Below are 22,821 nucleotides of genomic sequence, written 5' to 3' on the forward strand. Positions count from 1 at the left end.
GAAGTCACCCTGCGCTCGCAATGAAAGCGCTTGTTCGTACAGCCTCATAGCCTCGGAATGACTAGCTTCCACGTTCACGTCTTTGCTGCCTTCACTAGTGGCCTGCCAAACTCAACAACTACAGCATGGCCTGGCAAGCCCATGTAAGAACTCTGATTCATCTGCTTGATTTTTTCGCTGAGTCGTCCAGATACATCTGACTTTGTACCAGACAAGATTCCACTCACCTCTACGCGTTCAGCGCCTTGCATCAGAATCCCAGGTTTGGCTGGGTCTCTAACCCAAAAGTCGAACCCGGTGCCTTTGGCTGAGCGCTGTACGACCTTCAATCCATACTCAACGTCAATTGTGGCAAGGGCAATTGCATATGCTCCATGTTCAACAGCAACCTGAAGATCGGACCATGTCGCTTCAACTTTTGCGGCATCTTTGAAATGCGCCCAATGCACTGCGAAATTTGGGCTACCCATCCCGTCGGAGCAAAGCTCCACCCCACTAGCGTGAGACCTTTCGGTCATGCAATGAGCTGCAGCTTGACAAATCGCCCGGCCCCACTCCTCTGTCAACGAGCCTAAAGATGGCGCCACCTCTTCAAGGTCAATCTGCCTCATCGCCACCATCCCCAGGGTGCTCTGTCGCTATCGCAGAAGCTGCGAATCTATCGAGCCTGGGGTCCTGAATGCAAATTAGCCCCTTCTAGGTTTCAGTTATTAGTACTTAACTTCGACGCTGGCTGCACCAACGCATGTCACCGCATGCGTTCTACGAAGCAAGCGGTGACACTAGAGTTGATCCAACCGCGACTCAGGCCGCCTTATCCAACGTCGCCATATCGATCACGAAGCGGTACTTCACGTCGCTCTTGAGCATGCGCTCGTAGGCGGCGTTGATTTCGTCGGCGCGGATGGTTTCGATGTCCGAGACGATGTTGTGCTTGGCGCAGAAATCCAGCATTTCCTGGGTCTGGCGGATGCCGCCGATCAGCGAGCCGGCCAGGGTGCGGCGCTTCATCACCAGGTTGAACACGCTCGGCGACGGATGCGACTCCTCGGGCACGCCCACCAGCACCATGGCGCCGTCGCGCTTGAGCGCATTGAGGAACGGGTCCAGGTTGTGCGGGGCGGCTACGGTGTTGAGGATGAAATCCAGGGTGTTGTACTGCGCCGCCATCTGCGCCTCGTCCTTGGAGATCACCACTTCGCTGGCGCCCAGGCGTAGTGCATCGGCGCGCTTGCTCTCGGAGGTGGTGAACAGCACCACGGTGGCGCCCATCGCCTTGGCGATCTTCACGCCCATGTGGCCCAGGCCGCCCAGGCCGACCACGCCCACCTTCTGGCCCGGGCCCACCTTCCAATGCGCCAGCGGCGAATAGGTGGTGATGCCGGCACATAGCAGCGGCGCTACGGCAGCCAGGTTATCGGTGTGCGAGATGCGCAGGACGTATTTCTGGTCGACCACGATATGGTCGGAGTAACCGCCATAGGTGTTCTCGCCGCCGCCGAACATCGGCCCGTTATAGGTGCCGGTGAAGCCGGCTTCGCAGTACTGCTCCTCGCCTTCCTGGCAGGAGGCGCAGCTGCGGCAGCTGTCGACCATGCAGCCGACGCCAGCCAGGTCGCCGACCTTGAAGCCGGTGACCGCATTGCCCACCGCAGTCACACGGCCGACGATTTCATGGCCCGGCACCGACGGATACCGCGTGTTGTGCCATTCGTTGCGTGCGGTATGCAGATCCGAGTGACACACGCCGCAATAAGCGATGTCGATCTGCACATCGTCGGGACCGGGCGCGCGGCGTTCGAACACGAACGGGGCCAGTGGTTGATCGGCGGCCTGGGCAGCGTAGGCGTGGGCTGTACTCATGGGGAAGACTCCGGGGTGTTGCGTCGTCGGCAAGGTGCGCCGACAACACGAAGAAAGGATCGCTAGCTTAAAACGCAGCAACGTCGCACTCCTGCGACAGTGCGTCTTACCTGGTCTCTTGCGAGCGCGACCGCGGCGGCATGATGCGCCTTTCGCGTGTTCGGATGCGGTCAAATCCGCGCGATGCGCGTGAATGGCGCGCTAACGTGCGAGCTCCTAGGCTCACGCAGCAACTGATCGCCCTGCACCATCTGCACTGGCCGTACCCTCCCCGCGGCCGCCCATGTCGATGCCGAAGGAGACTCCCATGTTCCGCACTCCCCGCACTTCCCTCGTTTGCGCAGCGCTGCGCTCGCGCTGACCTTGCTCGCTGCCAGTCCGTTGGTCCAGGCCAAGGAACCTGGCGGCCCCAAGAAGGACACCGCTGGCCTGAAGTATGTCGGCGTCAATTTGTCCGGCGCCGAGTTCAACTCGCGCAAGAAGCCCGGCACCTTGTTCAAGGACTACACCTACCCTGCCCCCTCGGACTTCAGCTATTTCGCAGGCAAGGGCATGAATACGATCCGCCTGCCCTTCCTGTGGGAACGCGTGCAGCCCGAGCTCAATGGCCCGCTGGACCAGGCGCAATTGGGCTTGATCAAGAAGTCGCTTGAGGCAGCGAAGGCCAACAAGCAGTACCTGATTCTGGATCTGCACAACTATGCCACGTACAACGGCCAGCGCATCGGCACCAACGATGTGCCGGCCAGCGCATTGGCCGATCTGTGGCGCCGGCTGGCGCTGGAGTTCAAGGACGACAAGGCGGTGATCTTCGGGCTGATGAATGAGCCCAATGGCATTTCCGCACCCGACTGGGCCAATGCTGCGCAGGGGGCGATCAATGCGATCCGCAAGACCGGCGCGAAGAATCTGATCCTGGTGCCGGGCACCGCCTACACCGGCGCACACAGCTGGCGTAGCACCAGCTACGGCGTCTCCAACGCGAAGGCGCTGGAGATCGTCAAGGACCCGGGCAACAACCTGGCCTTCGAAGCGCATCAATACCTGGATAAGGACTACAGCGGCACCAAGCCGGTGTGCACCAGCGATTCGGTCGGCCAGGAAAAGCTGCAGGGCTTTACGTCGTGGTTACGCGAGAACAAGCAGAAGGGCTTCCTGGGTGAATTCGCCACAGCCAACAATCCCGTCTGCGACAAGGCGCTGGAAGGCATGCTGACCTACATGGAAAAGAACAGCGACGTGTGGCTGGGCTGGACGTGGTGGGCGGCTGGTTTATGGTGGAAGCCGGACTACCCCTTCACCGTGCAGCCGGGCAAGGACGGTAGCGACAAACCGCAGATGGCGATCCTGAGCAAGTACGCACGCCGCGCCGGCAAGTAATCTGCGACGCAGCTAGACAGTGGTCGCAACTGCTGTTGCGGCCACTTTTTGTGTGTCTATTCTCGTGTGCCGCACGGCGCAGTCTCTGACGAAGAAAAAGCGGGCAGCAGCTGGCTGGCGTGCACATCGCAGAAGATGTGGGTGATCTATCACCAGCCCAACGTGCTGCAGTTGCCACATGCGCTCTCGATGACTTGAGATAGCTAGGCATGCGTGTCGGCGATATCTCCCATGCGCGCGCGCAAGTGGCAGGACAACGCTGACCCTCCCTATGGCCTGGTGCGACGCACTGGTGCCGATGTACGTGCGCTGCCTGCAAGCGATGTCATCCAATGTCGCCCATCGCATCTACTTGCGCACGCTCGGCTAAGCACTGTCTCCAAGTGGGATGTGCGCAATGCACGCAAACGTTGCGTTGCCAGTGGAGCGAGGTATCGCGATCGAAACATCGGAGGAGCGAAACGTTGCACGGAAATAGCAGCATGCGTTCGCGATGTGCAGCACCTCATTGATTACATCATGGTGCACTGTTATTTCGATTGAAGCGTGCCCAAGAAATCGCTGCGTTTGCGCGCCATGCGTGCGCGTGCCGACAGAATAACTGCGCGTCACTGCACAGCTTGGTGGATTGATCCTTCACACCCGTAGTTTGTGCGGGCGCTTACGCCTAGTCTGGTGATGGACGCGTTGCTGCCTTACATCGAGCCAGCTCATGCTCGCATCAGCGCGACTTGCACACGTCTCTCGCACGCAGAAGTCTCAGGAGTCCCCCATGCCATCCCCCACCACGCGTACGCGCCGGCCGCATTGCCGGGCGCTGTCTCTGCTATTGCTTGCCGTCATGCCGCTCGCGCAGGCGCAGAGCAACAGCCTGAAATATGCAGGCGTCAACCTCTCCGGCGCCGAAATCAAATCCTCGCAAAAACCGGGCGTCCTCAACGTCGATTACCACTACCCGACGGCCGATGAGTACGCTTACTTCGCCGGCAAGCACATGAACATCGTTCGCTTGCCGATCCTGTGGGAACGCCTGCAGCCCAAGGCTGGTGGCGAGCTGGACCCGGCACAGCTGGCCCTGATCCGGCAAGCGGTCGCCAATGCCAAGGCGGCAAACATGTATGTGATCGTGGATGTGCACAACTACGCCAAGTATTACGGCCACACCATCGGCAGCACCAAAGTGCCGATCAGCACCTTCAACGATCTGTGGCGTCGACTGGCGATCGCCTTCAAGAGCGACAACGCCGTGATCTTCGGGCTGATGAATGAGCCTTACGACATCAAGCCACAGTCATGGGCGGCGGCCGCACAGGCATCGATCGACACCATTCGCAAAACCGGCGCCAATAATCTAATTCTGGTGCCTGGTGCGCTCTGGACTGGTGCGCATAGCTGGTACTCCACCGTGGCCGGGCAGTCCAATGCGGTGGCGCTGGCATCCATTCGCGATCCACTCAATCGCTATGCCATCGAAGTGCATCAATACCTGGATACCGATTCCAGTGGCACCAGCGGCGAGTGCGTCAGCGCCACGGTCGGGGTCGAGCGGCTGCGCAGCTTCACCGAATGGCTGCGTCTGAACAAAAAACGCGGATTTCTTGGTGAATTCGGCACCGGCAACAATGTCACCTGCAATCTCGCGCTCAACGGCATGCTCGGCTACATCGAATCCAACAGCGATGTCTGGCTGGGCTGGTCCTGTTGGGCGGCAGGTGCGTGGTGGCCTGCGACCTATCCGTTCAACGTGCATCCGGATGCGCAAGGCCACGACAAACCGCAGATGTCGATATTGAGCGCGCATGCGCATCGGATTACCGATTAAGCGCGGCCAACGCAACTAGCAATCGTCGTCAGGCGGTGTGGATGGCGCAGCAACCGGAGCGGGCACGTGGTGCACGCCGAGCCCCGGCCGTGCCCGCCTGGCGGCTGCACCATCGTTTCTTCGGCTGTTCTACGCGCAACAACAAACCACGCAATTGGCGCAACACACATCACTCGTATATCCAGCTGCGAGCGCGCACTTCTCGCTTGACTGGGCGTTGCAGAGTTTCGGCAGCTATTCGTCGCACCTGCAATAGACAGGTCGATGCATTCGTTGCCGCATCGCCTTCGTTTTTCAAAACGGCATGGCGTCATAGAGATGACGTCATGCTGCTGGCGGCGAACACGTCCATACGACGCAAAATCGACAGCGCTGCGAAAAACACGCCTTAATTGCGAAAACACGGCGCCATTTGCTGCGATTTTTGTGCGGCCTATCAATCTCAAAAGCGCACCTACCAGAGTGTGACTGCGATGCAGTTCGCGGATTGGCGTGCTATGGAGTGTGCGCAGCAATTGGGCACAGCAGATGCATTGATTCCGGCGGATGCAGCGCATCGCATAACGCGTAAGCGCAGACCTGCATCTCCCCGCCCGCCGTCGAAGGAGTCGTTTCATGTCTGCTGCGTCTTTCTCGCTGCGCACGCTAGTGCGCTATGCGCTGCTTTTCATCGTGTTCGGCAGCCTGCCGCTTGCTCACGCGCAGACGCGCGCGCTCACCTATGCCGGCGTCAATCTCTCGGGTGCCGAGTTCGCATCGTCCCAAAAGCCCGGCGTCCTCAACAAGGACTATATGTACGCCCCGGCCAGCGATTACACCTATTTCGCCGGCGTCGGCATGAACACCATTCGGCTGCCGATCCTGTGGGAACGACTGCAGCCTACCGCGCGTGGTGAGCTGGATCCGACGCAGCTGGCGTTGGTGCAACAGGCGGTGGCACGCGCCAAGGCAGCCGGCATGTATCTGGTGATTGATATCCATAACTACGCCAAGTATTACGGCTACAAGATCGGTAGCCCGGAAGTACCGGTGTCCACGTTTACCGATGTATGGCGTCGCCTTGCGCTGGCATTCAAGAGCGACAATGCGGTGATGTTCGGGCTGATGAATGAACCCAACAATATTTCGGCCAGCGAATGGGCCGGCGCAGCGCAGGCGGCCATAGATGCGATCCGCAGGACCGGCGCCAACAATCTGATTTTGGTGCCAGGTGCATTGTGGACAGGCGCACATAGTTGGTATTCCCCCACCTCCGATGGCTACTCCAACGCCACTGCGCTGGCGTCGATCTACGACCCGCTCAATCGCTACGCCTTCGAAGTGCATCAATACCTGGATGCCGATTCCAGCGGCACCAGCGCCACCTGTGTCAATGCCACGATTGGCGCCGATCGCTTGCGTAACTTCACCGAATGGCTGCGTATCAACCACAAGCGAGGCTTCCTGGCCGAATTCGGTACCGCCAGCAACGCGGTCTGCAACCAGGCGCTGCAAGGTATGTTGGCGTACATGGAGACCAATGCAGATGTGTGGCTGGGTTGGACCTGGTGGGCAGCCGGTTTGTGGTGGAACATCACCTATTCGTACAACGTGCATCCCAACAAGGACGGCACCGACAAACCGCAGATGTCGATCCTGTCGCCGCAGGCTGCGCTGGCGACGCGCGCTGCTGGCGCTACCGCCGCAGGGGGTTCTGCTGCACGCACAGCTACCGCACGCACCACACGCTGACGAACCACACAGCCGCCGTGAGGCGGCTGCGTTTTCTTGGGACACACGCAGCGCGTGTGGACGCGAATCGCCTGCGATAAGGCGAGCAGGCACTGCGCGTTCGCCGCGTTGCAGCCGTGCGCGGTGGATGCGCGCTCACCGTGTTGATGAGTGGCAATGTAAAAGATGCGTGTAGCGGGAGTGAATGGACATCCCTGCATTTCAGCTTACTGAAGCTGCGTCATGGTCGCTTGCAAGTTTTCACCTGATGGCGATCGCTTGCCGGTCAGCATGGACACACTTCACTGCAGGAGCATTCTCATGACACAGCGATTGATGAAAACCGCGCTGATCGGCGCACTTGCCTTGGTGTCGCACGGTGCGTTCGCACAGGCGACGGCCGACAAGCCGGCCAGGGCGCTCACCTCCGTTGAGGTCACCAGCATGCTCACTGCAAAGGGCTACACCAAGGTGCACGACGTCAAGTTCGAGCATGGCGTATGGACCGCAGATGCGCGCAGTGGCGATGGCAAGGACGTGGACGTGCACATCGACCCGGTCACTGGCCGCGTCTACGGGGACCAGACCACGTCCAAGCTCAGCGAAGCCGATGTGCGCGCAGCGCTCTCCACCGGCGGCTATGCCGACGTGCACGACCTCAAATTCAAGGACGGCTTGTGGAAGGCCGATGCCAAGCGCAGTGGGAAGAAGGTCGAACTGCACGTGGATCCGGACGATGGACACGTGGTGAGCGTGGATGCCGATTGAGGGCAAGCACATCGCGCTTGCGTGCTTGGCGGGTAGGGCAGGTCGGTGGGTGCAGATGCAGGTGCCACCGCCGCCACTGCCACTCCACTGATCGATTCGGCGTGCACGTATTGGCGAGTGCATGCAGCTGCCGCACTCAAGCGATAGCGCGAGATCATGTTTGGATCACGTGGCCAGGCCATCGGCCAAACGCCTGACATGACACAGCAACGCAAAGGGCCTCCGAATGGAGGCCCTTTGCATGACAGCTGTTGCTCTCTGCCGGTGGCGAACCGCATTGCTGGTGCATTTCTGCCAACGCGCGGCAGCAATGCCACCGCAGGCCTCAGCGTGGGGACTTGGCCTTGGTCGTCGTCGAGCCCGTGGTGTCAGCGTCGCTGGCGACTGCGCCAGCCGGCTGCGCAGTCGCCGCGCTTGCACCGGGCTTGTTGGCCATCATGCGGTCGCGTGCGGCCTTGAACGGGTTGCCGGGGTACCAATTGGGCCAACGTTCGCCGGCCGCCACGTCCTTACCCACCCCATAGACCACCTGCAGGTCTTCGATGGTGCCATCAAGCTTCCAGGTGGCGGCGTCGTATTCGTCCCCAGGCGCGTGATAGCGATGGCGTCCATAATCCGCCGCCGCGGCACGTCCGGCGGCGGTGCCGCCTTCTCGCAGGTCTTCGCCACCGTCGGCATACAAGGCCGGCACGCCAGCCTTGGCGAAGTTGAAGTGATCCGAACGGAAATACGAGCCGCTTTGCGGCGTGGCTTCGGCATGCAGGGTGCGGCCCTGCATCGCGGCGATCGGCTTGAGGATGTCCTCCAGCTCCGAGCTCCCCATGCCCACCACGGTGACATCGCGCGCGCGTCCAGCGACCGACATGGCATCAAGATTGATCACCGCAGCGATCTTGTCCAGCGGGAAGCTCGGGTTGGCCACGTAGTACTTGGAACCGAGCAGGCCGGATTCTTCCAGCGTCACTGCCAGGAACACCACCGATCGCGCCGGCTTGGGATCCTGATGCGCGAATGCATCGGCAATTTCCAGAATGCCAGCCACGCCGGTGGCGTTGTCCACCGCGCCGTTGTAGATGTTGTCGCCACTTTCGCCCGGATGCTTGCCCAGGTGATCCCAGTGCGCCATGTACAGCACCGCCTCATCGGCGTGGCTGGTGCCCGGCAGCACGCCGACCACGTTGCGCGAGGTCTTCGCCGCGATGGTGCTCTTGAGGTCTACCGACCAGCTGGCCTTCAACGGCACCGGCTTGAAACCACGCTTGCTGGCATCCTTGTAGGCCTGGGCCAGATCGAGCCCGGCGTTGGCGAACAGCTGCTTGGCGGTGTCGGCGCTGATCCAGCCCTGCACCGGCAGGCGCGGGTCCGGGTCGCCCTTGGCCGGCAGATCGTATTGCGGGCCGGACCAGGAATTTTTCACCACGTCCCAGCCGTAACTGGCGCCGGGGGTGTCGTGCACGATCAACGCCGCAGCCGCGCCCTTGCGTGCGGCCTCTTCGAACTTGTAGGTCCAGCGCCCGTAGTAGGTCATGCGCTTGCCGTCGAACAGCTTGGGATCGTCGGTGTGGAAGCCCGGGTCGTTGACGAACATCACCACCGTCTTGCCCTTCCAATCCTGGCCGGCGTAGTCGTTCCACTGCTGCTCGGGCGCATCCACGCCGTAACCGACGAACACCAGCTCGCTGTTGTCCAGCTTGACCTCGGCCTGGCCGGTCCGCGTGCCGACCACGATGTCGGTGCCGAAGGCGAGGGCCCGGGTCTTGTCGCCGCTGCGCAGGCTGGGCGCGGTGGATGCATCGGCGGTGGTTTCCACCATCGGCACCTCCTGGAACCAACTGTCGCCATTGCCCGGCTGCAGCCCGATGCGCTGCATCTGGTCGCGGATATAGGTCACGGTCTTTTCTTCGCCGGGCGTACCCGGGCCGCGGCCTTCGAAGTCGTCCGACGCCAGCGTCTTGACCAGTTCGGCGAAATCGCCGGTGGTCAGTTCCGGGGAGAAGGTGTGGCGGCTGACCGGCGCACTGGGCGCGCTATCGGTCGGCGTCTGCGTGGCAGGCGCGCTGGGCGCATCGGCGGGTTCGCGTTTGCAGCCGGCCAGGGCCAGCGTCGCGGCCAGGCACAACAGAATCTTGCGGGGCATCGGAACTCCTCGTGCGGCGGAATCCCGATCTTAGTGCGTACGCCGCATGGTGAGGTGAGCGCGCGGTTGGGTGTGCTGCAGTCAGCAATGCACGCCGGGCAGGGCGCCTGAAGCAGGCGCCCTCGGTCCGACGCACGCACGGGCGGGTGCGTGCCGAACGCGTCAGTCTTTCGGCGCCACGTCGCCGTCGAAGCTGCGTGCCGTGGCGCCGTTCACCGCGCCGATCTTGGCGCTGCGGTGCACGTACAGGATGACCTCGCGCTCGAAGTGCAGCGGTCCATCGACCACCGCGCCCGGGCCGATTACCACGCGCGGCGTGCGCGAGGTCTGGAACGAAAAACCGAAGCTTGGCTTGGTCACCTTGATGCCGCCGCGCACATGCGAGCCCACCCCGACCGTGATATCGCCGTTGACGGTCTCGATGCCCTTGCCGAGCTCGGTTCCCACCAATCCAATACTGCCGTTGACGGTTTCCATTCCACCGCTGATCTGGCTTCCGCGCTCGGTGAGGATGCTGCCGTTGACCGTCTCCAGCCCGCCGGACACGGTCACCTTCTGACCCAACGTAATTGCGCCGTTGACGGTTTCCACGCCACCGGTGCGCGCGTTATCGCCGATGCGGATGCCGCCATTGACGGTCTCCACGCTCTTGGTTTGCGCACCGGCACCGATCTCGATGGAGCCGTTCACCGTTTCCAGTGCGCCATAGGACTTGCCCGCGTCTGCGCTGATGCGGCCGTTGACCTTGCTAATGTCGTCGTCGGCCCAGGCGCTCGTACAGACCAGGGACAGTGCCAGGAGAAGAATTTGGGGCTTCATGCTGAACCTCGCGCGGCGGCGGTTGTCTGGGGCGTGGCGGCGATAACATCATGCTTGGCTACAATCGCGCACCTGCCTGAAGTCACTGGATCTTTCGTTGCCCCCTTCGCCCGCACTGCCGCCGCGCTTGCTGCTCGCCCCTGCCACCGGACGTGGCCAGAGGTGGCTGGCGGCGTGCGTGCTGGCCTGCACATTGCTGGGCAGCGTGGGCGCAAGCGCGCAGAGCCAACGCGAGACCGAGCGCAAACTGCAGCAGCTACGCGATGAGCTCAAGACCATCAGCACCGATCGGCGCGAGCTGGAAGGCAAGCGCGGCACCGCTGCACAACAGTTGCGCCAAGCCGACGAAAAAGTGGCCAAGACCGCACGCGCCCTGAGCGAGACCGAAGCGGCGATGCGCGCGCAGGAACAACATCTTTCCACCCTGCAGCAGGAACGCGCGCAGTTGCAGCGCGGCCTGCAAAACCAGCGCGCGCAGCTGGCGGCATTGTTGCGCGCTGCCGATCAGGTGGGCCGCAACGCGCCGTTGAAAGTGCTGCTCTCGCAGGACACGGTGGGCGATGCCACGCGCATGCTGGCCGACCACCGCTATGTGCAGAACGCGCGTGCGCAGCGCATCCACGCCTTGACCACGCAGCTGGATGCCCTGACGAAAGTGGAACAGGACATCGCCACCCGCCGCCAGGCGCTGGATGCAGCGCGCGCACAGCAAAAAGCGCAGGCCGCCACGTTGCAGAAAGATCGCTCGCAGCAAGCGGCCACCGTCGCGCAACTGGACGATCGCTACAAACAACGCGCCGAACGCGAAAAGGCGATCGGTCAGGACGCAAAAGCGCTGGAGCAGCTGCTTGCCAATCTGCGCGCCGCCGCCGCCAAGGCCGAAGCCGAACGTCGCGCTGCCGCCAAACGCGCTGCCGCCGAAGCCGCTGCGCAGGCAAAACGCGGCAAAACCGAGCGCCCCGATCGCCCAGGCAAGACGCCACCGAAGGTCGTCGCCAGTGCACCGGCCCCCAAGGTCGGCGGACTCAGCTGGCCGGTGTCGGGCAATCTGCTGGCGCGCTTCAATGCCACCTTGCCCGATGGCCACACCAGCAAGGGTGTACTGATCGGCGCGCCCAAGGGCACCACCGTCACCGCAGTGGCCGATGGCACGGTGGTGTTTTCCGACTGGATGACCGGCTACGGCATGATCCTGATCGTGGACCACGGCAACGGCTACATGAGCCTGTACGCGCATAACGACACCTTGCTGCGCGATGCCGGCGCGTCGATCAAACGCGGCGAGGCGGTGGCCAAGGTCGGCAGTTCGGGCGGGCAGGGCGTGCCGGCGCTGTACTTCGAATTGCGTCGCAACGGGCAGCCGGTAGATCCATCGAGCTGGCTGCAACGCCGCTGAGCGCAGCGCACCGCCCGCAATTCAACGCGGATTTACCGCTGCTTCGCGCATAATCCGGTCAGCTCCGCGCTGCGGGGCGCCTTATCTCTTTGTCGGAGTGCTTCATGCGCGTAGCCGTCCTGTCCGTTGCCCTGTCGCTGGCCCTGTTCGCGTCGCCCGGTTGGGCGCAGAAGGCCGGCCCCGCCGCCGCCCAGGCCACCGCGGACGATCCGGAAGCCAATGAAGCCGCTGTCTCCAAGGTGCCGCTGGATGAGATCCGCCGCTTCGTGGCGGTCTACAACGCGGTCAAGCAGGCCTACGTCGACCCGGTCGAAGACAAGAAGCTGATGCACGCCGCCGTGCGCGGCCTGCTCTCGGACCTGGACCCGCACAGCACCTATTTCGACAAGGAAGACGCCGAAGCCTTCGACGAACAGGCCACCGGCGCCTACGACGGTATTGGCGTGGAATTGCTGCAGCAGCAGGACAACACGCTGAAGGTGATCGCGCCGATCGACGACACCCCGGCTGCGCGCGCCGGCATCCGCGCCGGCGATGTGATCGTGGCCATCGACGGCAAGCCGATCGATGCGAGCAAGGCGATGGAGCCGCTGCGCGGCGAATCCGGCAGCAAGGTGGTCCTGACCATCGTGCGTGACAAGACGCCCAAGCCGTTCGATGTGACCCTGCAGCGCGAAACCATCCGCGTGGCCAGCGTGCGTAGCAAGATGCTGGAACCCGGCTACGGCTACATCCGCATCAGCACCTTCCAGGCCGACACCGGTGCCGACTTCCAGAAGAACCTCAAGCAGCTGCAGGCCGGCGGCAAGTTGCGCGGCTTGGTGCTGGATCTGCGCAGCAATCCCGGCGGTCTGCTGACCTCGGCGGTGCAGGTGGCCGACGATCTGCTCGACAAGGGCAATATCGTCAGCACGCGCGGACGCATCTCCATCAGCGATGCCAAGTTCGACGCCACCCCGGGTGATCTGCTGAGCGGCGCACCGGTGGTGGTGCTGGTGGACGCCGGCTCGGCCAGCGCCTCGGAGGTGCTGGCCGGTGCGCTGCGCGACAACAAGCGCGCACGCATCATCGGCAGCCGCACCTTCGGTAAGGGCTCGGTGCAGACCGTGCTGCCGCTGGACAACGGCGACTCGGTCAAGCTCACCACCGCGCGTTATTACACGCCTAGCGGCAAGTCGATTCAGGCCAGCGGCATCGTGCCGGATGTGATGCTCACCCCCGAGCCCCAGCCGGGCGATGCCGATGTGCCGGCCAGCCTGACCGACTACAGCGAAGCCACCTTGCCCGGCCATCTGCGCGGCGACGACGAAGGCGAAGAGGGTTATAGCGCTGGCGACGTGTTGCCGGGCGACGGCCCGATCAACGAAGCCCTGGCCGAACTCAAGCAACCCGGCTCCGCCGCCAAGGCGCAAGCTGCACGCAAGGCCAAGGCGCAGGCCGCGCAGAAGGCCAAGGCCGCCAAGACCGGTGCCGAGTCCAAGCCGGCGACAGCGCGCCCGGCAACCACGGACAAGCCCAAATCGGCCGAACCGGCAGGCAAAGCCAAGCCGGCTGCCGCACCTGTTGCGCCAGTCGAACCGGCACAGCAGACGCCGCCAGCGGACAAGCCCGCCGAGCCGGTCAACTAAGCGTGGGCAACAGACCTGCGCGCGTCGTTGTGACGTCGGTCTGGTCAGCGCACAGGAATCGGTCGGGGAGCAGTCCATGCCGCACCGACACTCGCCGCTGCTCACCTGGCGGCAGCGCACGCGTTTTTGTCGGTTGCTTCAAGGCCGCGATAACGCAGCGCGGAATCACACCCGCTGCGGTGTCGCCCACACCTCGGGGTTGACCAGGTTGCGCGGCGTGCCCGCGGCAAACGCCCGCACGTTGTCGAACGCCGCATCGAAATACAGCGCGTAGCTGTCGCGTTCCACATAGCCAAGATGCGGTGTTGCCAACACGCGTGGATGGAGCAGCAGCCGATCGCGCGGGTCCAGCACCGGCTCATGCTCGAACACATCCAGCGCGGCGTACCCCGGCCGGCCGGCATCCAACCCCGCCAGCAAGGCGCCAGGGACGATCAACTCGGCACGGCTGGTGTTGACCAGCAACGCGTCGTTGCGCATGCGCGCCAGATCCTGTGCGGTGACGTCGTGACGTGTCTGCGCGGTCAGGCGCCGATGCAGCGATAACACATCGCTGCATTCGAACAACTCCTCCCGGCTGCCCGCAATCGCGAACCCGTCGCGCGCTGCCTGCGCACAGGACGCTTCGCCCCCCCACACCACCACCTGCATGCCAAAGACGCGCCCGATGCTGGCCACGCGTTGGCCGATCCGTCCGTAACTCCAGATCCCCAACGTGCGCCCATGCAGCACGCGCCCCAAGCCGGGATCGCCAAGCGCCTGCCAGCGGCCCTGTTGCAATGCATGCTGGTACTCCGTCAGCCGACGGCTGGCCGACAGGATCAATGCCCAGGTCAGCTCTGCCGGTGCTACCGGTGAGCCGACGCCTTCAGCGACCGCCACACCCAGCGCGGTGCACGCCGCCACATCCACATGCGCGCCCACGCGCCCGGTCTGGCTGATCAGTTTCAGCCGTGGCAGTCGTTGCAGCAGCGCCGCATCCATCCGCGTGCGTTCGCGGATCAGCACCAGCGCATCGGCGTCGGCCAGACACGCAACCCGCGCATCGAGATCCTCGTCCAGTGCGCCCAGTACCTGCACCTGGTGGCGTTGCATCCGCTGCACGCACGGCAGCTGCGCGACGGCACCCTGGTAATCGTCGGGCACCAGAATGCGCATCAGCGTGGCTTGATCGGCGAGGGGAACGGGGTAATCACCTTGTCGCCGGTGGTGGCATCGCGAATCACCGACTGGCCTTTTTTCTCGACCTCTTCGATCCGCACGATGCTCTGCATCGGCAGGTGCAGGGTCTTGGTGTTGCCGAATTCTTCGCGCAGGCGTTCTTCGGTGGGGTCCACCACCAGGCCATCGTGCACGTCGAACACCAACTCGCCGATCTGATTGAAGCCCCACAGATGGCTGCCGGTGACCTCACGCGCGTAGAGCTCGTACACCTTGCCGTGATTGAGGAAGGTGACTTTGTACAGAGACTTGGACATGCCGCGATTATAGGCGCGCACGCCTGGCCGCAGACGTGCGCAGCATCGCGCGTTGGCTGGCTCAGCCGCGCAGCGATCAGCGCCTGCCCAGCTCGACACCAGGCGCGCTGCGCGCCTCAGAAGCCATGGCGCTTGCGCAGCCGCCGCGCGATCGCCGCGCGCACGTACAAGCCGTAGACGATGCCGAACACAAAGCCGGCGATATGTGCCGACCACGCCACCATGCCGAAGGCCGGGCCGATGTAGGCGAACACCACCTGCAGCATCGCCCAGGCACCGATCAACAGGGGCGCCGGCACCCGGATGAATTCCAGAAACACGCCCAGCGGCAGCACCACGCCCAGCTTGGCACCCGGAAACAGCGCCAGGTACGTGCCGATCAACGCCGACACCGCGCCCGAGGCACCGATGATCACCCGGTCCGGCGTGCCGATGGCAAAGATCGCCGCCAGGTTGGAGGCGGCGCCGCCAACCAGAAACAGCAGCAATAACCGCCACGGGCCCAGGATGCGCTCGGCCGGCAACCCGAAGATCAGCAGGAACACCAGATTGCCGAGCAGATGCGACCAGTCGGCGTGCAGGAACAGCGCAGTGAACAGGCGCAGCACGCTGCCGTCGCGCAAGGTGGCCCACCAGTCGCCCAGATTGGAAACGCCGCTGGAGAGTGCGCCCCAGTCCAGCCACAGCGTATTGCGCGCCTCGCCCGGCCGGCTGATCGACCACAGATAAGCCAGCCACACCGTCGCAAACAGCAGCGGCACCGCCCAGCGTGGTGTGGGTTTCTTGCGGGAGGGGAGAGAGACAAACATCGGAGAGGGACAATAGCCGGTCCGCGCTGCTGAACCCAACCCTAACCTGACAGCGCGTTCAGCGCGCGACTCGTTATTGTTCGGTTAATCGTCATAGGTATACTGCGTACGGCGTCGTATGTCGGGGGGGGGTCTCCGGCGCGCTCCGGGCACTGGATTGGTGCTGGACGCGGGCGCTGAATCGACCATTGCAGTCCTTATCCGGAGAGCTACAACTTATGTCTACCGCTTCCACTCTCAGTCGCGCCACCCTGTTGGCCGTCGGTATCGCCGGCGTGCTGGCCGTTGGTCAGGCGCACGGCGCCGCATTCCAGCTGAAGGAAAACAGCGCCAAGGGCCTCGGCCGCGCATTCGCAGGTTCGGGCAGCGCCCCGGACGATGCCTCCATCATGGTCAACAACCCGGCCGGTATGCGCCAGCTGGACGGTCGCCTGTTCCAGGCCGACGTCAGCGCCATCAGCTTCTCGGCCAAATTCCAGCCTGAGTCGGCCAACTACGCCAACGGCGCTCCGGTCTCCGGCGGCAACGGCGGCGATGCCGGCATGATCGCGCCGGTCCCGGCGATGTACTTCCACGTGCCGTTCGGCGAGAACGACAACATGCACCTGGGCACCTCGCTGACCGTGCCGTTTGGCTTCAAGACCGAATACGACCGCGACTGGGTCGGCCGCTACCACGGCACCAAGACCGAGCTGCAGGCGATCGACTTCAACGTCGCGTTCTCCTATGACGTGAACCCGTACGTGTCCTTCGGCGCCTCGGTGTTCGCCGAGCGTCTGGATATCGACCTGGCCAACGCGGTGGATTTCGGCAGCGTGCTGGCTGCGCGCCGCGTGCCGGGCTTCGCGCCGGGCAGCGCCGATGGCTACTCGCGCATCAAGGGCGACAGCACCGAAGTGGGCTTCACCCTGGGTGGCTTGTTCAGCATCGATGAGAACACCCACATCGGCTTCAGCTATCGCTCGCAGGTGGAACACAAGATCACCGACGGCACCGCCGACTTCACCGTGCCGGGCAGTGCTGCCGCCGTGCTGAGCGTGGCCGCACCGGGCACCTTCGTCGACACCAAGGGCCGCGCCACCGTCAAATTGCCGGCCAGCGCCACCGCCAGCTTCACCCACAACGTGAACGAGCAGTGGTCGATCATGGCCGACGTCACCCGCACCGCCTGGAGCAAGTTCGACCAGGTGACCGTGGATTTCGCCTCCAACCAACCCGACAGCGTGTTGGACTTCTCCTACCGCGACACCACCTTTGCCTCCATCGGTGCCGACTACCGCATGAGCGATACGGTGACCCTGCGCGGCGGCCTGGCATACGACCAGACCCCGACCACGGCCGACCACCGCGACGTGCGCGTGCCGGACGCGAGCCGCAAGTGGGTGTCGCTGGGTATGAGCTGGCGTCCGTCGGCGCAGACCGAATACAACTTCGGTTACACCCACCTGTTCACCAGCGACCCGACCAGCGACACCCGCAGCGCCACCGGCGACCGTCTGGCTGGCAGCTACGACGTGAAGGGCGACGTGCTGGCCGCGTCGATCAACTACAAGTTCTGATCGTCGCAGCACGCATGGTTTGACGAAAAACCCCGCTTCGGCGGGGTTTTTCTTTGCCGCTTTGTACGCCCACACGCGACACCAGCAGCCGGCAGCCGGCAGCACGCGAAGCTGGCAGGCAGGACACCCCGCATCCGTGCAACGCTTCACCACCATGCCCGGTGTCGCAACGTCGCCACGCGCTGGCGCTGTCGACAACGTCGTGTGCTGCTCCAACCTGTGCGCACTGCATGGTGGACGCTGCAGCCGGCGCGCCAGATTGCTATGGTCACGCGCATGAGCCAACCCGACTTCATCCAGATCACCGACGATGCCATCTCGCGCGAAGAGTGCGCCGCCATCGTGCAACGCATGCGCCAGAGCCAGCAACTGCATCCGGGCCGCATCGGTGGCGGTGTGTTCCCAGACCTAAAACACAGCCGCGACCTGCGCATCAGTGGCGTGGCCGAATGGGCGGAAGTGGAAAGCCGCCTGCAGCAGGCGGTGTTCGACGGCGTGCTCACCTATCTGCGGCAGTATCCGCAGGCCTTGATCTCACCGCTGATGCTGCAAGTGACCACCGCCGATGGCACACCACATCGCCTGGTGGCCGAGGACATCGTGCAGATGAGCGAGCAGGCGTTGGGCGATCTGGCGCGCACCTGCCTGCGCCCGGGCGCGATCAATCTGCAGTGGTATACGGCCGACCAGGGCGGCTACCCGTATTGGCATTGCGAGCTGTATCCGCGCGATGTCAGCGCCGACACGCTGCACCGGCACCTGCTATGGACGCTGTATCTCAACGACGAGTTCGAACAGGGCGAAACCGAATTCCTGTTCCAGCAACGCAAGGCCCGCCCACGCACCGGCAGCCTGCTGATCGCCCCGACCGCCTTCACCCATACCCACCGCGGCAACCGCCCGGTCGGCGGCGACAAGTTCATTGCGACGAGCTGGATCCTGTTTCAGTCGGCGCAAGCGCTGTATGGCTCGGCGCAGTGATTCGGGATTGGGGATTGGGGATTGGCTAAGCGCGCATGGTCGGTTTGTTGAGCATCCGGTCCGGCCACTGTTGCAGCGAAGCGATGTGTTTTGAAGACCGATGGGCACTGCGAGCTGAGTGCCGACACGCGGCGTGCTCACGTTTGCTTTGCGCACCGTCGCGCTGCCTGTGCGGTCGCACGATGGGTCCGCTTCATTGCGGAGTGTCTGGCTTGCGGTACGCGTTGTTAGCATTAATACTAACAACATGCGAACGAAGCTTCCCAACGCGAGCACGCGCAATCCAACCGATCGAGATGTCCGCAGCTCGCGAACGGTGATCAAGGGCCGCGGCACCACCGCCTACGTGCCCGGTCGCTTCTCGGTCACCACTGCCACGGAGATCGACGACGGGTGGGACACCTTCGACGCCGAGGCCGAGACTGCCGTTCGTCCCAAGACCGTGGTGGCCGAAGAAGTCGCACGCAGCATCATCAGCCGCAACAACTCGCCCGACATTGGGTTTTCGCAGTCGGTGAACCCGTACCGCGGCTGTGAGCACGGCTGCGTGTACTGCTTTGCCAGGCCATCGCACGCGTATCTGGATCTGTCGCCCGGCCTGGATTTCGAAACGCGGATCTTCGCCAAGCCCAACGCTGCAGCCCTGCTGCGTGCAGAAATCGCACGCCCGTCCTACCAGTGCTCGCCGATCGCGTTGGGGATCAATACCGATGCCTACCAGCCGACCGAGCGGCGCCTCGGTATTTCCCGGCAATGCCTGGACGTCCTGGCAGAGGCCCGGCATCCCGTCAGCTTCGTGACCAAGGCAGCGTTGATCGAACGCGACCTCGATGTGCTTGCCGGGATGGCGCAGCACAACCTGGTGTCGGTGTATTTCTCGGTCACCACGCTCGACAATCGTCTTGCGGCAAAGATGGAGCCGCGCGCTGCGGCGCCGCATGCACGGCTACGCGCCATGCAGACGCTACACGCTGCCGGCGTGCCGGTCGGTGTCCTGGTCGCTCCGGTGATCCCGATGATCAACGACAAGGAACTCGAGCGCATCCTCGAAGCGGCCGCGGCCCATGGCGCACGCTCGGCCGGATACGTGTTGCTGCGCTTGCCGCACGAGCTCACCCAGGTATGGCGCGAGTGGCTTGAGCTGCATTACCCGGATCGCGCCAAGCATGTCATGAGCCTGATCCAGCAGATGCGTGGCGGCAAGGACTACGACAGTCGCTTCGGCAAGCGCATGGTTGGCGAAGGCCCGTTTGCAGCGCTGATCGCGCAACGGTTTTCCATCGCGTATCGGCGCCTTGGATTCGGGCGATTGCCAAGGCTCGATACCACGCAGTTCCGTCCGCCCAAACCGGACACGCCGCAATTGGATTTGTTTTGATCTTGTCGGTGCTGCGGTGCCCGCTTCGGCATTGGCTTCGACGCGCGTGCGCCGTAGGTTCGACCCGAAGACGGCAACGTTGCGCGATCGCCGGCAACACCCTGCAACACGTCCAGCAGGTGGCTACAACGTGATGCCGTGGAAGGGTTGCAGCACGATATCGGCAATGGCCGAACGTCCGACCTCGAACGCTTGTTGATACTGCACGTCGGCAATCATGTGCTTGAAGGCAGATCGACTCGGGTACTGCACCAGCGTCACCGCATCCCACGCCTGCGCCTGTCCCGCGGTCAGCACCGGCAGGCCATCGCCGCTGAAGACGATGCGTGCACCAAACCGGGCAAGAATCGGCTCGGCCAGTCGTAGATACTGGTGATAGCGCTGGCGGCCACCATCGGGCTCGAAGCGAATCAGGTTCAACATGCCGATCGCCAAAGTGTCCTCGTTGTCCAGGAATGCACCGAGCGCATCAGGTGAAAACGCAACCATGTAGGTCTCCTTGGTCTGGCTTCCTCGGAAGGGAAGCGGCGAACAAAGGCTAGCGTTGCGCCGTGCCAGAAACTGTCAGCAGCGAACGCCAGTCCCGATCCTGTTGCCGCCACTGTTTCACCAGCGCTTGGCGCGACTGCGGATAACGCTCTTCCAGCAGTGCCTGCACATGCAAGCGATCGACACGAAAATGCCGAAAGGCGGCACGGCGCTCACACCAGGCCGCCAGGACGCGTACCTCGTCGAAGTAAACCAGGGCGATCGGCCAGACGATGCGCTCAGACGGCGCGTTTTGCGCATCGACATAGCCAATCGCGAGCTTGCATTGCCGACGGATGGCGTCGCGCAATACGGCAGTTTGCGGGTGGTCGGTCCGCTCGGATGTGGAGGCGGCGGTGAGAATCGCAGGGGGTGCCATGTCTGTGCCCGCACCATGCTTTCTGGCCGATAGGATCTTCGCCAAAGCGCTTGCGCCGCATGTGGCCAATGCAGGATCGGCCCGTTGTCTGACCCAATCCAGGCCAAGCATGACCGCATCCAGTTCCTCCTGGGAGAAGGCGAGCGGCGGCAGGAAAAATCCCGGCTTCAGGTAATAGCCAACGCCGGCTTGTCCCTCCAACGGCGCACCGAGCGCGCGCAAGGTGTCGATATCCCGGTAGACGCTCCGCTGCGATACACCCAACTCGGAGGCCAATGCAGCTGCCGACACCGGCAATCTATGCGCACGCAACAGGCCGAGCAATTCAAACAGGCGAGTTGTCCTGGACATCCATCAGCCTTTGCGCGGCAGCCTTGTTTCCCGCGCGCATCGTAGCGTGCCGGCAAGGCCGGCCTTGGTTGTCACCGCAGCGCTGCCGCGCGTTTGTCGATCTTCGATGCAGCGCGATCCAGCGATGCCTAGCGGTTGGCATGCACGCTGAGATAGGCATGGGCAAGAGGCCGACGGTGGCGGAGCGGGGCACGGAGCGCCTGCCTGATGGGCAGCAGGACGAGCAAAGCGGTATTGGCAGCGTTGGGGAGGCTCTGCTGCTGCCGTCGCGTCGGTCACACGGGCAGCCTGCGGTCATCGCAACGTGGCGTGCGCCCCGTAGAATCCGCGCATGTTCGCATTTGCACAGAGCGCGTGGGATTGGCTGGCCAACACTCCCCACCTTGAAGCGCTCCTTCTCGCCGCCTATGTGCTGTACCTGCTGTGGATCGCCGGCTGGATCGTGCTGCAAAAGCGCGAGCCGGTGGCCACGCTGAGCTGGGTGCTGTCGCTGGCGGCATTGCCGTACTTGGGACTGCTGATCTACTACTGGCTGGGTCCGCAAAAGGTCAAACGGCAGCGGCTGCGGCGCGGACGCTCGCGCTCGGGCATGGAGAGCTACAACAGCGTCTGCCCACCGGATGCCGACTGCACCGAGCTGGCCAAGATCGCCCAGTCCACCACCGGGCTGGCGCCCAGCAGCGCCACCGAAGTGCATTGGCTGGTCGATGGCGCTGCCACGTACGCGGCCATCATCGAAGCGATTGGTCATGCGCGCGACCATATCCATCTGGAGTACTACATCTTCCAGCCCGACCACAGCGGCACCGCGATCTGCGATGCGCTGATGGAACGTGCCCGTGCCGGGGTCAAGGTGCGCCTGCTGATGGATGCGATCGGCTCATCGGCGATGACCCGACGCGCCTTGCGCACGCTGCGCGAGGCCGGGGTAGAAACCGCCTGGTTCCATCCCTCGCAGTTGCTCAAGCCATTCAAGCGGCCGTGGTTGAACCTGCGCACCCACCGCAAGGTGATCGTGATCGATGGCCGCGTCGGCTTCACCGGCGGCATCAACGTCACCGACGACGAGAACGAGCAGGTGCGTCACGATGCCTATCGCGATCTGCACGTGCGCCTGCAGGGCCATGTGGTGCGCAGCCTGCAGCTGGTGTTCCTGGAAGACTGGCTCTATGCCACCGGCCAGGGCCGCGCGGCCTTCCACGGCCAGCAGCTATGGCCCGACGATGTGCCCACCCGTGCGCAGGGCACGGTGGATGCGCAGGTGCTGGTGTCCGGCCCGGATTCGTCCTGGGAAGCGATCCACCGCCTGATGGTCGCAGCCATCCATGAGGCCAAGCACCGGGTGTGGCTGGTCACCCCGTATTTCGTGCCCGGCGAAGCCGCGCGCATGGCGCTGACCTCGGCCGCGCTCGGCGGGCTGGACGTGCGCCTGCTGGTGCCGCGGGTGAGCGATTCGCGCCTGGTCACCTATGCGGCACGCTCGTATTTCGACGAGCTGCTGGAAGCCGGCGTGCGCATCTACGAATACGGTCCGCGCATGCTGCACACCAAGGCGCTATTGGCCGACAACGACGTCTGCATCGTCGGCAGCGCCAATTTCGACAGCCGCAGCTTCCGGCTCAATTTCGAATTGTCGATGCTGTTCCGCGACCAGGCGGTGGCGGCAGAGATGGCCGGGCTGATCGGCACCGACATGGCACAGGCGCAGCAAGTGTGCTTTGTGCGGCATCGGCCGTTATGGCGTTCACGCCTGCCGGAAGCGTTCGCGCGGCTGTTGTCGCCGCTGCTCTGACCAACCGCGCGGCGCCCACATGGAACCGCGCCGTGCCCGGCGC

19 protein-coding genes are annotated in these 22,821 nt (G+C 63.6%); 10 read left to right on the forward strand and 9 right to left on the reverse strand.

What is annotated here, in order from left to right; translation table 11 throughout:
• Positions 1-74: 74 nt before the first annotated feature.
• Both M0D43_RS11255 and M0D43_RS11260 read right to left on the reverse strand, forming a co-directional pair.
• Complete coding sequence (locus M0D43_RS11255; RefSeq protein WP_252164694.1) at positions 75-611, reverse strand: hypothetical protein; 537 nt, start codon at positions 609-611, stop codon at positions 75-77.
• 193 nt (positions 612-804) lie between these two features.
• Entirely contained in the window at positions 805-1,863 is a 1,059-nt protein-coding gene (locus M0D43_RS11260) for an NAD(P)-dependent alcohol dehydrogenase (RefSeq protein ID WP_252164695.1), read from the reverse strand.
• Between the two features lie 336 nt (positions 1,864-2,199).
• On the opposite strand from M0D43_RS11260, the gene M0D43_RS11265 reads away from it, so the two are divergent.
• The 4 genes from M0D43_RS11265 to M0D43_RS11280 all read left to right on the forward strand — a co-directional run bounded on the left by M0D43_RS11265 (position 2,200) and on the right by M0D43_RS11280 (position 7,543).
• Complete coding sequence (locus M0D43_RS11265; protein WP_260807198.1) at positions 2,200-3,243, forward strand: glycoside hydrolase family 5 protein; 1,044 nt, start codon at positions 2,200-2,202, stop codon at positions 3,241-3,243.
• 772 nt (positions 3,244-4,015) lie between these two features.
• A complete protein-coding gene (locus tag M0D43_RS11270) occupies positions 4,016-5,065 on the forward strand; it encodes a glycoside hydrolase family 5 protein (RefSeq protein ID WP_252164697.1) in 1,050 nt (349 codons plus the stop codon).
• 615 nt (positions 5,066-5,680) lie between these two features.
• Positions 5,681-6,796: a glycoside hydrolase family 5 protein gene (locus tag M0D43_RS11275; protein ID WP_252164698.1), complete on the forward strand. Its 1,116-nt coding sequence runs from the start codon at positions 5,681-5,683 to the stop codon at positions 6,794-6,796.
• A 300-nt stretch (positions 6,797-7,096) separates the two neighbouring features.
• Positions 7,097-7,543 carry a PepSY domain-containing protein gene (locus M0D43_RS11280; RefSeq protein ID WP_252164699.1) on the forward strand — a complete coding sequence of 149 codons (447 nt, stop codon included), beginning with the start codon at positions 7,097-7,099 and terminating at the stop codon, positions 7,541-7,543.
• Between the two features lie 325 nt (positions 7,544-7,868).
• Here M0D43_RS11280 and M0D43_RS11285 read toward each other — a convergent pair whose 3' ends face one another.
• Together M0D43_RS11285 and M0D43_RS11290 are read right to left on the reverse strand one after the other, a co-directional pair.
• The gene (locus M0D43_RS11285; protein WP_252164700.1) at positions 7,869-9,680 is read right to left on the reverse strand and encodes a M28 family metallopeptidase; all 1,812 of its coding nucleotides are present in this window, start codon (positions 9,678-9,680) and stop codon (positions 7,869-7,871) included.
• A 162-nt stretch (positions 9,681-9,842) separates the two neighbouring features.
• Entirely contained in the window at positions 9,843-10,499 is a 657-nt protein-coding gene (locus M0D43_RS11290; protein ID WP_252164701.1) for a DUF4097 family beta strand repeat-containing protein, read from the reverse strand.
• Between the two features lie 97 nt (positions 10,500-10,596).
• Between M0D43_RS11290 and M0D43_RS11295 the strand changes: the two genes are divergently transcribed.
• Entirely contained in the window at positions 10,597-11,895 is a 1,299-nt protein-coding gene (locus M0D43_RS11295) for a murein hydrolase activator EnvC family protein (protein ID WP_252164702.1), read from the forward strand.
• Positions 11,896-11,999: 104 nt separating this feature from the next.
• A complete protein-coding gene (locus M0D43_RS11300) occupies positions 12,000-13,523 on the forward strand; it encodes a S41 family peptidase (protein ID WP_252164703.1) in 1,524 nt (507 codons plus the stop codon).
• Between the two features lie 165 nt (positions 13,524-13,688).
• Here the strand turns inward: M0D43_RS11300 and M0D43_RS11305 are convergent, their stop codons facing one another.
• From M0D43_RS11305 to M0D43_RS11315, 3 genes are all read right to left on the reverse strand, one after another.
• Complete coding sequence (locus M0D43_RS11305; protein WP_252164704.1) at positions 13,689-14,681, reverse strand: D-2-hydroxyacid dehydrogenase family protein; 993 nt, start codon at positions 14,679-14,681, stop codon at positions 13,689-13,691.
• Positions 14,681-15,001 carry a DUF1820 family protein gene (locus M0D43_RS11310; protein WP_252164705.1) on the reverse strand — a complete coding sequence of 107 codons (321 nt, stop codon included), beginning with the start codon at positions 14,999-15,001 and terminating at the stop codon, positions 14,681-14,683. Before M0D43_RS11310 ends, M0D43_RS11305 begins: the two co-directional genes overlap by 1 nt.
• A gap of 116 nt (positions 15,002-15,117) precedes the next feature.
• Positions 15,118-15,810: a rhomboid family intramembrane serine protease gene (locus M0D43_RS11315; RefSeq protein ID WP_252164706.1), complete on the reverse strand. Its 693-nt coding sequence runs from the start codon at positions 15,808-15,810 to the stop codon at positions 15,118-15,120.
• Between the two features lie 218 nt (positions 15,811-16,028).
• Here M0D43_RS11315 and M0D43_RS11320 point away from each other — a divergent pair, with 218 nt between their 5' ends.
• From M0D43_RS11320 to M0D43_RS11330, 3 genes are all read left to right on the forward strand, one after another.
• On the forward strand, positions 16,029-17,369 hold the full coding sequence (locus tag M0D43_RS11320; RefSeq protein ID WP_252164707.1) for an outer membrane protein transport protein: 1,341 nt from the start codon (positions 16,029-16,031) through the stop codon (positions 17,367-17,369).
• A gap of 276 nt (positions 17,370-17,645) precedes the next feature.
• The gene (locus tag M0D43_RS11325; RefSeq protein WP_252164708.1) at positions 17,646-18,350 is read left to right on the forward strand and encodes a 2OG-Fe(II) oxygenase; all 705 of its coding nucleotides are present in this window, start codon (positions 17,646-17,648) and stop codon (positions 18,348-18,350) included.
• Between the two features lie 247 nt (positions 18,351-18,597).
• Positions 18,598-19,728 (forward strand): PA0069 family radical SAM protein, encoded by a 1,131-nt coding sequence (locus tag M0D43_RS11330; RefSeq protein ID WP_252164709.1) that lies wholly within the window; start codon positions 18,598-18,600, stop codon positions 19,726-19,728.
• A 123-nt stretch (positions 19,729-19,851) separates the two neighbouring features.
• Here M0D43_RS11330 and M0D43_RS11335 read toward each other — a convergent pair whose 3' ends face one another.
• Together M0D43_RS11335 and M0D43_RS11340 are read right to left on the reverse strand one after the other, a co-directional pair.
• Entirely contained in the window at positions 19,852-20,217 is a 366-nt protein-coding gene (locus M0D43_RS11335; protein WP_252164710.1) for a DUF1330 domain-containing protein, read from the reverse strand.
• A gap of 49 nt (positions 20,218-20,266) precedes the next feature.
• Positions 20,267-20,986: a helix-turn-helix transcriptional regulator gene (locus M0D43_RS11340; RefSeq protein ID WP_252164711.1), complete on the reverse strand. Its 720-nt coding sequence runs from the start codon at positions 20,984-20,986 to the stop codon at positions 20,267-20,269.
• 331 nt (positions 20,987-21,317) lie between these two features.
• Here M0D43_RS11340 and cls point away from each other — a divergent pair, with 331 nt between their 5' ends.
• Positions 21,318-22,778: a cardiolipin synthase gene (gene cls / locus M0D43_RS11345; RefSeq protein ID WP_252164712.1), complete on the forward strand. Its 1,461-nt coding sequence runs from the start codon at positions 21,318-21,320 to the stop codon at positions 22,776-22,778.
• Positions 22,779-22,821 lie beyond the last annotated feature (43 nt).

Source organism: Xanthomonas prunicola, from assembly GCF_025266575.1.
GTDB classification, from domain to species: Bacteria; Pseudomonadota; Gammaproteobacteria; order Xanthomonadales; family Xanthomonadaceae; genus Xanthomonas; species Xanthomonas prunicola.

Excerpts from the sequence above, each read along its gene's own strand:
- M0D43_RS11255 (WP_252164694.1), bottom strand. The coding sequence starts at position 611 with ATGAGGCAGATTGACCTTGAAGAGGTGGCGCCATCTTTAGGCTCGTTG.
- M0D43_RS11260 (WP_252164695.1), bottom strand. The coding sequence starts at position 1,863 with ATGAGTACAGCCCACGCCTACGCTGCCCAGGCCGCCGATCAACCACTG.
- M0D43_RS11270 (WP_252164697.1), top strand. The coding sequence starts at position 4,016 with ATGCCATCCCCCACCACGCGTACGCGCCGGCCGCATTGCCGGGCGCTG.
- M0D43_RS11275 (WP_252164698.1), top strand. The coding sequence starts at position 5,681 with ATGTCTGCTGCGTCTTTCTCGCTGCGCACGCTAGTGCGCTATGCGCTG.
- M0D43_RS11280 (WP_252164699.1), top strand. The coding sequence starts at position 7,097 with ATGACACAGCGATTGATGAAAACCGCGCTGATCGGCGCACTTGCCTTG.
- M0D43_RS11285 (WP_252164700.1), bottom strand. The coding sequence starts at position 9,680 with ATGCCCCGCAAGATTCTGTTGTGCCTGGCCGCGACGCTGGCCCTGGCC.
- M0D43_RS11290 (WP_252164701.1), bottom strand. The coding sequence starts at position 10,499 with ATGAAGCCCCAAATTCTTCTCCTGGCACTGTCCCTGGTCTGTACGAGC.
- M0D43_RS11300 (WP_252164703.1), top strand. The coding sequence starts at position 12,000 with ATGCGCGTAGCCGTCCTGTCCGTTGCCCTGTCGCTGGCCCTGTTCGCG.
- M0D43_RS11305 (WP_252164704.1), bottom strand. The coding sequence starts at position 14,681 with ATGCGCATTCTGGTGCCCGACGATTACCAGGGTGCCGTCGCGCAGCTG.
- M0D43_RS11310 (WP_252164705.1), bottom strand. The coding sequence starts at position 15,001 with ATGTCCAAGTCTCTGTACAAAGTCACCTTCCTCAATCACGGCAAGGTG.
- M0D43_RS11315 (WP_252164706.1), bottom strand. The coding sequence starts at position 15,810 with ATGTTTGTCTCTCTCCCCTCCCGCAAGAAACCCACACCACGCTGGGCG.
- M0D43_RS11320 (WP_252164707.1), top strand. The coding sequence starts at position 16,029 with ATGTCTACCGCTTCCACTCTCAGTCGCGCCACCCTGTTGGCCGTCGGT.
- M0D43_RS11325 (WP_252164708.1), top strand. The coding sequence starts at position 17,646 with ATGAGCCAACCCGACTTCATCCAGATCACCGACGATGCCATCTCGCGC.
- M0D43_RS11330 (WP_252164709.1), top strand. The coding sequence starts at position 18,598 with ATGCGAACGAAGCTTCCCAACGCGAGCACGCGCAATCCAACCGATCGA.
- M0D43_RS11335 (WP_252164710.1), bottom strand. The coding sequence starts at position 20,217 with ATGGTTGCGTTTTCACCTGATGCGCTCGGTGCATTCCTGGACAACGAG.
- M0D43_RS11340 (WP_252164711.1), bottom strand. The coding sequence starts at position 20,986 with ATGTCCAGGACAACTCGCCTGTTTGAATTGCTCGGCCTGTTGCGTGCG.
- cls (WP_252164712.1), top strand. The coding sequence starts at position 21,318 with ATGTTCGCATTTGCACAGAGCGCGTGGGATTGGCTGGCCAACACTCCC.